The organism is Streptomyces sp. NP-1717, from assembly GCF_022695985.1.
GTDB lineage: Bacteria > Actinomycetota > Actinomycetes > Streptomycetales > Streptomycetaceae > Streptomyces.
This window is the reverse complement of sequence record NZ_JAAPBF010000247.1, coordinates 1-10,589: the sequence shown is the minus strand read 5'-3', so window position 1 is coordinate 10,589 and position 10,589 is coordinate 1. Positions and strand designations below refer to the sequence as shown.

At 72.8% G+C, this 10,589-nt stretch carries 10 protein-coding genes and 1 riboswitch; of the genes, 7 read left to right on the top strand and 3 right to left on the bottom strand.

Features of this window, described 5'->3' with window-relative positions; genetic code table 11:
* The 4 genes from GXP76_RS30795 to GXP76_RS30780 form a co-directional block, all read left to right on the top strand.
* Window positions 1–579: class I SAM-dependent methyltransferase (locus GXP76_RS30795; RefSeq protein WP_242574907.1), on the top strand; the 579-nt coding region annotated here is incomplete at its 5' end.
* A gap of 31 nt (window positions 580–610) precedes the next feature.
* Window positions 611–1,594, top strand: a complete 984-nt coding sequence (locus GXP76_RS30790; protein WP_242574906.1) for an N-acetylmuramoyl-L-alanine amidase — start codon at window positions 611–613, stop codon at window positions 1,592–1,594.
* Between the two features lie 323 nt (window positions 1,595–1,917).
* Window positions 1,918–2,766: a hypothetical protein gene (locus GXP76_RS30785; RefSeq protein ID WP_242574905.1), complete on the top strand. Its 849-nt coding sequence runs from the start codon at window positions 1,918–1,920 to the stop codon at window positions 2,764–2,766.
* Between the two features lie 159 nt (window positions 2,767–2,925).
* Window positions 2,926–3,219 carry a hypothetical protein gene (locus GXP76_RS30780; protein ID WP_242574904.1) on the top strand — a complete coding sequence of 98 codons (294 nt, stop codon included), beginning with the start codon at window positions 2,926–2,928 and terminating at the stop codon, window positions 3,217–3,219.
* A 36-nt stretch (window positions 3,220–3,255) separates the two neighbouring features.
* On the opposite strand, the gene GXP76_RS30775 is transcribed toward GXP76_RS30780, so the two are convergent.
* From GXP76_RS30775 to GXP76_RS30765, 3 genes are all read right to left on the bottom strand, one after another.
* Window positions 3,256–4,344 carry a prenyltransferase gene (locus GXP76_RS30775; RefSeq protein WP_277994008.1) on the bottom strand — a complete coding sequence of 363 codons (1,089 nt, stop codon included), beginning with the start codon at window positions 4,342–4,344 and terminating at the stop codon, window positions 3,256–3,258.
* Between the two features lie 2 nt (window positions 4,345–4,346).
* On the bottom strand, window positions 4,347–5,081 hold the full coding sequence (locus tag GXP76_RS30770; RefSeq protein WP_242574902.1) for a class I SAM-dependent methyltransferase: 735 nt from the start codon (window positions 5,079–5,081) through the stop codon (window positions 4,347–4,349).
* Window positions 5,082–5,196: 115 nt separating this feature from the next.
* Window positions 5,197–6,513: a glycosyltransferase family 4 protein gene (locus tag GXP76_RS30765; RefSeq protein WP_242574901.1), complete on the bottom strand. Its 1,317-nt coding sequence runs from the start codon at window positions 6,511–6,513 to the stop codon at window positions 5,197–5,199.
* Between the two features lie 490 nt (window positions 6,514–7,003).
* Window positions 7,004–7,076: riboswitch (cobalamin riboswitch) on the top strand.
* Window positions 7,077–7,217: 141 nt separating this feature from the next.
* Between GXP76_RS30765 and GXP76_RS30760 the strand changes: the two genes are divergently transcribed.
* The 3 genes from GXP76_RS30760 to GXP76_RS30750 form a co-directional block, all read left to right on the top strand.
* Window positions 7,218–8,552: a prenyltransferase/squalene oxidase repeat-containing protein gene (locus GXP76_RS30760; RefSeq protein ID WP_242574900.1), complete on the top strand. Its 1,335-nt coding sequence runs from the start codon at window positions 7,218–7,220 to the stop codon at window positions 8,550–8,552.
* Entirely contained in the window at window positions 8,549–9,277 is a 729-nt protein-coding gene (locus tag GXP76_RS30755) for an SCO2322 family protein (protein WP_242574899.1), read from the top strand. Before GXP76_RS30760 ends, GXP76_RS30755 begins: the two co-directional genes overlap by 4 nt.
* 328 nt (window positions 9,278–9,605) lie before the next feature.
* On the top strand, window positions 9,606–10,589 hold a 984-nt coding region (locus GXP76_RS30750; protein WP_242574908.1), incomplete at its 3' end, for an energy-coupling factor transporter transmembrane protein EcfT.

Here is a 10,589-nt window from a genome sequence, read left to right as displayed (position 1 = left end):
GGTGAGGGCCTCGCCCTGTACGCCGCCGCCACCGAGGCCGCCGCCCTCGGACTGCCGTTGCTCGAAGTCGGCACGTACTGCGGCCGTTCCACCGTCCTGCTCGCCGACGCGGCCCGCGCCGCCGGTGTCACGGCGCTCACCGTCGACCACCACCGCGGCAGCGAGGAGCAGCAGCCCGGCTGGGAGTACCACGACCCGTCGCTGGTCGACCCCGAGGTCGGCCGTATGGACACGCTGCCGTCCTTCCGCCGCACGCTCCACGCGGCCGGTCTGGAGGACCATGTCGTGGCGATCGTCGGGCGCTCCCCGCAGGTGGCCGCCGTCTGGGGCGGCCCGCTCGGCCTGGTGTTCATCGACGGCGGCCACACCGACGAGCACGCGAACGGTGACTACGAGGGCTGGGTACCGCATCTCGCCGAGGGCGGGCTGCTGGTCGTGCACGACGTGTTCCCCGACCCGGCGGACGGCGGCCAGGCCCCGTACCGGGTGTGGCGGCGCGCGCTGGCGTCCGGCGCGTTCGCCGAGGTCTCGGCGCACGAGTCTCTGCGGGTCCTGCGACGTACCGGGGCGGGAACCTGACGCTCCGTCCCTCACGGACTAGCATCGCCGGGTGTCGTACGACGAAAGCCACCTCCCCGCCCGACGCCGCCCCCTCTCGCGGCTCTCGCTCACCCTCGCCGCCGCGGCCGTGGTGCCGGGCGCCTTCGCCGGCTGGCTGATCTGGCAGGCCACCGGCGGGTCCGACGACGGGGGTCCGGCCGGGCTCCCCGCGCAGGGCGCGAGCGCGTCCGCCTCGGCGGACCCGTCGCAGCGGCCGGGTTCGTCCGGACCGGAGCCGAGGCCGTCCGGCTCGACGTCGAAGTCGGCGTCCGGCGACGACGACGCCGCTCCGGGTGACGCGCTGCCCGCTCCCGGCGACGGGCCGCTCGCGGGCCGGACGGTCGTCATCGACCCCGGGCACAACCCCGGCAACTTCAAGCACACAACCGAGATCAACAAACTCGTGGACATCGGAACCAATCGCAAGGAATGCGACACCACGGGCACCGCGGGCAACTCCGGTTACACGGAAGCCGAATTCACCGCCGATGTTTCACAGCGCCTCCGCACTCTCCTCCGTAAAGAGGGAGCGACGGTGAAACTCACACACGAGAACGACCGCGCATGGGGACCGTGTGTGGACGAGCGCGCGGAAATCGGCAACAAGGCCGGTGCGGACGCGGTCATCTCCATCCACGCGGACGGCTCCGCTCCGGGCAACCGCGGCTTCCATGTCATCCTTCCCGCACTGGTGAAGTCGGGCGGGGCCGACACCTCGAAGATCGTGGCTCCCTCGCGCGATCTCGGCGAACGCGTCGCGGGCAATTTCGTACGCACGACCGGAAGCGCTCCGTCCAATTATCTCGGCGGGGGTACGGGACTTGATGTGCGTGACGACCTCGGCGGGCTGAATCTCTCGACCGTGCCCAAGGTCTTCGTCGAGTGCGGCAACATGCGTGACTCGAAGGACATCGCCCTGCTGACGAGCGCCGACTGGCGGCAGAAGGCGGCGCAGGGAATGGCGGACGGGATCAGCAGTTTCCTGAAGCGATAGCCGCGCCCGTTAGCCCCGGCCGATAGCCGAACGCGGGGAAGCGCGTGCGAAAACGCCGGGTAACACCTCCGAACAGCCGGAAATGGCAACGGATTCACAACGAAAAGACCGCGATCCATTCTTTGTCGCGCCTTCCCGCAACCGTGGGAGGGCCTGCCGTGGTCCTCTGCTGAGGTGGCCCGGAACCGAGGAGACGCCCCGCTCGGGCAGACGATAGATTTATCCGTACGATAAGGAGCCGCCCCCGAGCTTCGCACCCCTCGCCGTCGCCCCGCGACGGTGGCGACCGCCCCGACGAGACGACCTACGAAGGACTTTTCAACGTGAACATCCGCTCCCTCACTCGAGGCGATGGCGTGGTGATCGGAGCAGCGGTGGTGCTGTTCATCGCCTCGTTCCTCGACCTGGCCGGCATCGACTGCCCGCAAGGTGTCGACTGTTCGGGCTTCAACAGCCCGAACGCCTGGGACGCACTCGGTCTTCTGATGAGCATGTTCATCGCCGGCATCATCGGCGCTGCGCTCATCGTCGTCGGACGCGCCATGCCGGGCCGCAAGGTGGCAGGTCTCGACCTCGGCCAGTTCGGCGTCGCCCTGACCGTCTTCGCCCTGTGGACCGCTTTCTGGACCATCATCGACGCGGATGACGCGGGCGCCGGCATGATCCTCGGCCTGCTCTCCACGATCGTGCTCGCCGCCGGCGCCCTGGCCACCCCGCTCGTTCCCGCGCTCAAGGCGCCCCTCGTCGGGGCCCCGAGGCCGCAGGTCGCCTCGCCGTACGGCCAGCAGGGCAACCCCGGCCAGGGTTACGGCTACCCGGGCGCCCAGCAGCAGCCGTACGGCGGCCAGCCGGGTCAGCCCCAGCCGGCGTACGGTGGCGGCCAGCCGCAGCCGGGCCAGCCGGGTCCGGGTCAGCCCTCGCAGGGCGGGCAGCCGGGGGCGCCGGGTCCGAAGCAGGACGGCTCGTCCGGCGGCAACTTCGAACCGTTCTGGTTCGCCGTGCCGGTGGCCCGTCCCCTGTACGGCGAGGACGGCTCGCCGTCCCCGATCGCCGAACTCGCTCCGGGTACCTGGTACTTGGCCGTCGAGCAGCGCGGTCCGGGCCTGATCGCCCAGACGCAGGACGGCCGTCGTGGTCTGCTTCAGGACACGACCGGCATCCAGCGCGGCTGAGCCACGCACCACGCACACGCGTCACTGAACACGCACCACCGCACCACGCACCACCGCGGCCCCTCGCCCTCCCCGGGCGGGGGCCGTCGGCGTGCACCCGACGACAGCCGGTCGCCGGGACGAGGGTTTCACCCGCTCAGGAGCGGCAACACGGACGTCATGGCCACACGTCAACGCAGTGGAAGCAGCGCAGCAGCCACGATCCTCATAGTGATCGCGGATGTCATGGCCTTCATCTTGGGCCTGTGGATTTTGATGTACCTGTTGGACGCCAACCGCGCCAACGACCTGGTGAACTTCGTCCAGGACGCGGCACGCTGGCTCGCCGGCTGGTCATACGACCTGTTCACCTTCGACGAGGCATGGGCACGGGTGGTGTGCGGGTACGGTCTGGCGGCCGTGGTGTACCTGTTCATCGGCCATGCGATCGCCGGCCGGCTCCGTCGGAGCTGACGTCGCGTCGCCGCGTCGTCGCGTCAAGTACCGCCCTCAACCCGCCCGTTCGCAGCAGTCCGGCTCAAGCCCGGACGGCAGCCTCTCACCGCTGAAGACCGCCGTGGTCGCCTCGTCCCCCCCGAGAGCGGCCACGGCCAGCAGCAGTGAGGCGGCCGTCCAGCTCGTCAACTCCTCGGGCCAGACGGCCTTCTCACCCTCGAAGACATACCCCGTCCAGTACATTCCGCCGTCCGCGCGCAGATGCCCGATGGACTGGAGTACGTCCAGCGCCCGGTCGGACTCGCCCACCACCCACAGCGCCAGGGCGAGTTCGCAGCTCTCGCCGCCGGTCACCCACGGGTTGGGCAGTACGCAGCGCACCCCGAGTTCCGGGACGACGAAGCGGTTCCAGCCCTCCTCGATCCGGGCCTTCGCCCGCTCTCCGGTCATCGCCCCGCCGAGGACGGGGTAGTACCAGTCCATCGAGTAGCGGCTCTTGTCGAGGAACCGCTCGGGGTGCTCACGGATCGCGTGCGCGAGTGATCCGGCCGCCAGCTCCCAGCCTGGCTGGGGCTCCTCACGTTCCTCGGCGATCGCGAGCGCGCAGCGCAGCGCCTGGTGCACGGACGAACTGCCGGTCAGCAGTGCGTCGTTCACGGCGGTGCCGTCCGCCTCGCGCTTCCAGCCGATCTGCCCGCCGGGCCGCTGGAGTTCGAGGACGAACTCGACGGCGGCGTACACGACGGGCCACATCCGGTCGAGGAATCCCTCGTCGCCGGTGGCCAGGTAGTGGTGCCAGACGCCGACGGCGGGATAGGCGCAGAAGTTGGTCTCGCGGCTCAGGTCGGTGGGCCGTGCGGCCTCGCCGTCGTCGTACGCGGCGTACCAGGACCCGTCCTCGTTCTGGTGCCGGGCCAGCCACTCGTAGGCGCGCGCCGCCGCCTCGTGCTCGCCGGACGCGTCGAGAGCCATGGCGGCCTCGGTGTGGTCCCACGGGTCTAGGTGGTGTCCGCGGAACCAGGGGATGGCGCCGTCGGAACGCTGGACGGCGAGGATGCCGGCGACGGTCTCGTCGGCCTGAGCCGCCGTCAGGACACCGGGCAGGACGAGGTGTTCGGTACGGTCGGGGCCGCGACCGGGCAAGGTCACTTGCCCTCCGCCGTCGGCAAGTGCGGCTTGGTGGCGTAGGCGACGAAGCTCTTGCCGACGACCGGGTTGAGCAGCTGCTCGGCGAAGCGCGTCGCGAAGGGCTTCTTCATGATGTCCCAGACGAGGAGCTTGTGGTACGCGCGGACGGGCAGCGCGCGGTCGTTGTCCACGCCGAAGGCGCACTTGAGCCACCAGTACGGCGAGTGCAGGGCGTGCGCGTGGTGGGTGCCGTAGGGCCGGAGTCCGGCCTCCCGTATCCGGTCGAGGAGTTGGTCGGCCTTGTAGATACGGATGTGGCCGCCCTCGACCTCGTGGTACGCGTCGGAGAGCGTCCAGCAGACCTTCTCGGGGCCGTAACGGGGCACGGTGACGGCGATCCGGCCGCCGGGCCGCAGGACGCGGACCATCTCGGCGAGTACGCCCTTGTCGTCGGGGATGTGCTCCATGACCTCGGAGATGATCACGACATCGAAGGACGCGTCGGGGAAGGGGAGGTTCAGCGCGTCGCCCTCCATCGCGGTGGCGGTGGCGCCGGGTGGCGCCTCGCCCGCCTCCTTCATCGCGGCGAACCAGGTGGCGACCTCGCGGATCTCCGCACCGTTCCGGTCGAGGGCCACGACCTGCGCGCCGCGCCGGTAGCACTCGAAGGCGTGCCGGCCGGCGCCGCACCCCAGATCGAGCACCCGGTCGCCGGCGGCGAGCGGGAAACGGGAGAAGTCCACGGTCAGCACGAGTTCCTGCTTTCGCGGTCGGGGTGGGGGTGCGGAGGGCCGGTCGGGGTCGGTCGGAACGTCGGTCAGCGGGCCGGGGGAAGGAGACGGTGCCGGCGCCGGGCGGAGGCCCGCATCAGCGGGCCGCTCTGGCGTGGGCGGCGACGGCCGCGCGGTACAGCTCGACGGTGCCCTCGGCGGCGCGCGCCCAGGTGAAGCGGCGCAGCACCCGCTCGCGCCCCGCGGCGCCGAGCCGCTCGCGCAACTCCCGGTCGCCGAGCAGCCTGTCGAGCGCGGCGGCCAGGGCGTCCGCGTCGCCGGGCGGCACGGCCAGACAGCTCTCGCCGTCGGCCCCCGCCACCTCGGGGATCGCGCCGCCGGTGGTGGCGACCAGCGGGGTGCCGGTGGCCATGGCCTCGGCGGCGGGCAGTGAGAAGCCCTCGTACAGGGACGGCACGCACGCGATCTGCGCGCCGCGCACGAGGTCGACGAGTTCGGCGTCGGAGATGCCCTTGACGAACTGGACGGCGTCTCCGAGCCCGTACCGCTCGATGGCCAGATGGACGGGCCCGTCCTCGGCGCGTTTGCCGACGACGACGAGATGGGCCGACGGGTTCGACGTACGGAGCTTCGCCAGCGCCTCGACCAGATGTATGAGCCCCTTCAGCGGCACGTCGGCGCTGGAGGTGGTGACGATCCGGCCCGGTATCTCGGGGACGGCGGGGTCCGGCGAGAACAGCCGGGTGTCGGCGCCGATCGGGACGACCCTGATGCGCTCGGGCCGCACTCCGAGGTGGTCGGTGATCTCCTGCTTCGAACTGCCGGAGACGGTGACCACGGCCGGCAGCCGGCGCGCGACGCGCTTCTGCATGCGGGTGAAGCCGTACCAGCGCCGTACGGAGGCGCGGGCGCGCCGTCCGTCGGCGGCGTCGATCTCCAACTGCCGGTCGACGGTGATGGGGTGGTGGATGGTGGTGACGAGCGGGGCGCCGAGGTCGCCGAGGAGCCCGTAGCCGAGGGTCTGGTTGTCGTGGACGACGTCGAACTCGCCCCGGCGGGCGGCCAGATGGCGGCGGGCGCGCAGCGAGAAGGTCAGCGGTTCGGGGAAGCCGCCGGTCCACATGGTGGCGACTTCGAGTCCGTCGATCCAGTCGCGGTACTCGCCGCGCTTCGGCGTCCGGAACGGGTCGGGCTGCCGGTAGAGGTCGAGACTGCCGAGCTCGGTGAGCGGGACGCCCTCGTCGAGTACGGGGTAGGGCTGGGCGCCGATGACCTCGACGCTGTGCCCGAGGCGGGCGAGCTCACGGGAGAGGTGCCGTACGTAGACGCCCTGACCGCCGCAGTAGGGGTTGCCCTTGTAGGTGAGGAGCGCGATCCGCAGCGGCCGGTCCGCCGCCGCGGAGGTGCCTGCGGGCCCTGCGGGGGTACCCGCCTCTACGGCCTCAGCGGTCACTCTCGGCCCTCACTTCTCACTTCACTTTCGGCGGAGCGTAACCGCTCGCGTCAATCCGGAACAAGTTCCCGCCCGGGGGACGGGAGGGCACGGCGCGCCTCGAATCTACCGGCAGGTAGCGCCGCGCAGAGGGGCGGCCCGGGTGATTCGCACCACGGCCGGCCCGTGCGGCGCGGCCGGAGTCGGCGGGTGCGCATGATCGATGACGGGGCGTCAGGGGACGCGTGCCCCCGGTCGCGGGACGGGTTCGGCGCCGGCCCGCCCCCCGACCGGGACCGGTCCGGCCCGCCGGGGCGCGCGGCGCCGTCGCCGTGCTGAACGTGACCACCGTCGTCTCTGCCGGCCCCGGCGGTCTCGGCTGTCCCGGCGGAAGGGTGGACTCCGCCGGGACCGCCCCGGCGGACCTGTCCGGGCACGGCACCGGCGGCGGCGTCCGGGGCCGCGGAAAAGGGGCCGGTAGAGTGAGCGCGTCGTCATCATGCCCGTACGGGGGGAAGCCGGTGCGAATCCGGCACTGACCCGCAACCGTGAGCCGCCCTCACCGGCGGTGAGTCGGAACACCCCGGACGCGGACGTGACCGGCTCGCGCCACCGGAAACCCCCGGTGGCCGGCACCGTCGAGGCATACGGAGCCGAGCCTGGTGCCTCAGCGTGCCTGCCCGGTTCCCGCGTTCACGCGTACACGCAGGAGAGGCCCACCCGCCATGACCACCGTTCGCCGCCACGTGGCGCGCGGCGCAGCAGCGCTCGCCGCGGCCGCCGTCCTGAGCGTGACCGCCGTCCCCTCCGCGGCCTCCGCGGCCCCGGCCGTCCCGGCGTCTCCGGCTTCCCCGGCCGATGTCACCGCCGACGAGGGGACCCCCGCCGGTCCGCCGGCCGAGCTCCCCGCCGGGATGTACGGCACGACGGACCCGACGTACGACGGTGTCTGGCGCCAGTCGCTCGCCATGCTGGCGCAGCGCGCCGTGAACGTCATGCCCGCCGACTCCGCCGTCGCCTGGCTGCTCGGCCAGCAGTGCGACAGCGGTGCCTTCCCGGCGTACCGGCCCGACACCACGAAGCCGTGCGACGCGACGACCGTCGTCGACACCAACTCCACGGCCGCCGCCGTGCAGATACTGGCCGCGCTGACCACCTATCCGGACGCCATGAACAACGGCATGAGCTGGCTGGCCTCCGTGCAGAACAAGGACGGCGGCTGGGGATACAGCGCGGGCGCGCCCAGTGACGCCAACTCCACGGGGTTGGTGATAGGAGCACTGGCCGCCGGAGGCGCCCCGGTGGGCACGCGGCTCTCGACCGAGGGCAGGTCCCCGTACCAGGCGCTGAGCAGCTTCGCGATCCCCTGCGACGCGAAGGAGGGCGGCGGCGCGTTCGCGTACCAGCCGGACAAGTCCGGCAAACTGCTCCCCAACGCGGACGCCACGGCCGCCGGTCTGCTGGGCGGGATCGGGAAGCGCATGGTCACGACGGGCGTCGAGCCCGGCCCCGGGCCCGTCTGCCAGGATCTGCACCCGCTCACCCCGGAGCGCGCGGCGCGCAACGGCGCGTCGTATCTGGTGAAGGCGCTCGCCAAGACCGGCCACCTGGACCAGCCGCCCATGCCCGGCGCCGACGACTCGGCGCCGCTGCCGGACCACGGCAACACGGCGGACGCCGTCGTCGCGCTGACGACCGCCGGATACGGCAAGCAGGCGGTGGCGCCGATGAAGTGGCTGGAGAAGAACTCGGCCGCGTGGGCGAAGGAGAACGGTCCGGCCGCGTACGCCCAGTTGATCTTCGCCGCGCACACGACGAGCACCGACCCGCGTACGTTCGGCGGCACCGACCTGGTGAAGGCCCTGAACGCGACGGGCCCGGCGCCCAAGTGGATCGGGCCCAAGCCGCTGACGACCGCCGAGCAGCAGAAGGTGCTGGCGGACCAGAAGGCGGAGAAGCACAGCATGTCCGGGAACATCTGGACGATGGCTGTCGGGGCGTTCGCCGCGCTCGTCATCTGCGCGCTGTTCGTGGTGCGGGCGAAGCGGCGCCGGTCATGAGGGCGGCACCCGTACGCGTACGGATACGGGCCCGGCGGGTCGTCCCGCTGGTCGCGGTCCTGCTCGCGTTCACCGGGGCACTGACGGTGCCGGGCACGGGGACGGCCCACGCGGCGGGCTACCGCTACTGGTCGTTCTGGGAGAGCGACGGCGCGCGGTGGACGTACGCCACCCAGGGACCGGCCCTCGCGCGCCCCGCCGACGGCGCGGTCAACGGTTTCCGCTTCGCGGTCAGCGCGGACAGCCAGGACGCGGCGAAACCGCGCGAGACACCGGACTTCGCGGCCGTCTGCGGGTCGACGCCCGCGAAGAGCGGCGCCAAGCGGATCGCGGTGGTCGTCGACCCCGGCACGGAGGCGGACGCCCCGGACGGCGAGCAGCCGCCGGCGCCGCTCGCCGAGTGCGCCCGCGTCGACGCCGACGCGACGAGCGCGGACGCCCTCGCGGCGGTGGCGAAGCCCCTGCGCTACAACAGCGCCGCGCTGCTCTGCGCGATCACCGGCTACCCGGAGTCGGGCTGCGGCGAACAGATCTCGGACGGCGGGGACGCGTCCCCGGCCCCCACCGCCTCCCGCGCCACCGGCGGCCTCACGAAGGACGACGAGAACGACGAGGACGTGGACGACGCGGGAGGCACCCCGTCGCTCGGCATCGTCGCCGGAGCCGCGGCCGTGCTCACCCTGGCCACGGCCGCCGTCTGGCAGGCCCGCCGTCGCCGCGGCTGATCCGGCCGACGCAGCCGGCACGCCGGAGGACCCCACCACGCTGCCCGCCGACACCCCGGACACCGCCCGGCACCGGTACAGGCACGCCCCGACACAACGAACCGGACCAGGCGCGGGCACACACCCCGGCACGGCCGGGCACGCGGGCACCGGCGGGGACCGGCGCCCCGGCACCGGTGTCGGCCCCGCGCCGTCGGGGTCCGACCGCGCAAACGCGCGTAAACGCGGCCTTCGTGCACCGCTCCCTCCCCCGGAGGGCGGCGTCGGCGCCACCGCGCACACCCGCGCGGGCTCCCTCCGTGCGCCGCAGGCCACCCGTAGCAACGCCCTGCACGCCGGGGCGTGGTGGTTGTGGGCTCTCGGGCTGGCCGTCGCCGCCTCGCGGACCACCAATCCACTGCTGCTCGGGCTCCTCGTCGCGGTGGCCGGGTACGTCGTCGCCGCCCGGCGGACCGACGCGCCGTGGGCCCGGTCGTACGGGGCCTTCGTCAAGCTCGGTCTCGCCGTCATCGTCGTCCGGCTCGTCTTCTCGGCCTTCCTCGGCTCGCCGGTCCCCGGCTCGCACCTGATCGTGACCCTGCCCGAACTGCCTCTGCCCGACTGGGCGAAGGGCGTCCGGATCGGGGGCCGGGTGACGGCCGAGCAGTTGGTGTTCGCGCTGTACGACGGCGCCAAGCTCGCCACGCTCCTCATCTGCGTGGGCGCCGCGAACGCGCTCGCCAATCCGGCCAGGCTGCTCAAGTCCCTGCCGGGCGCGCTGTACGAGGCCGGTGTCGCCGTCGTCGTCGCCATGACCTTCGCGCCGAACATGGTCGCCGACGTCCTGCGCCTGCGCACCGCCCGCCGGCTGCGCGGCCGGCCGACCGGCGGGGTGAAGGCGATCCTCCAGATCGGACTCCCGGTCCTGGAGGGCGCGTTGGAGCGGTCCGTCGCCGTCGCCGCGTCGATGGACGCGCGCGGTTACGGCCGAACGGCCGCCGTACCGCCCGCCGTTCGCCGCACCACCACCGCACTGACCCTCGGCGGCCTGCTGGGCGTCTGCGCGGGCTCGTACGGGCTCCTCGCCGCCGAGGGCGCCGGGTACGGCCTGCCCCTCCTCGGTATCGGGCTCGCCGCCGCGCTCGCCGGTCTGCGGCTCGGCGGGCGCCGTTCGGTCCGTACGCGCTACCGCCCCGACCGGTGGGGCGTCCGTGCCTGGCTGGTCGCTGGCTCGGGCGCGGCCGTCGCCGTGCTGATGATCCGGGCGAACGCCCACGACCCGACGGGCCTGCACCCCGGCGTCGTACCGCTCGTGGCACCCGGTCTGCCGCTC

Coding starts and splice junctions, on each gene's coding strand:
- GXP76_RS30760 (WP_242574900.1), top strand. CDS start 7,218: ATGACCACCGTTCGCCGCCACGTGGCGCGCGGCGCAGCAGCGCTCGCC.
- GXP76_RS30755 (WP_242574899.1), top strand. CDS start 8,549: ATGAGGGCGGCACCCGTACGCGTACGGATACGGGCCCGGCGGGTCGTC.
- GXP76_RS30780 (WP_242574904.1), top strand. CDS start 2,926: ATGGCCACACGTCAACGCAGTGGAAGCAGCGCAGCAGCCACGATCCTC.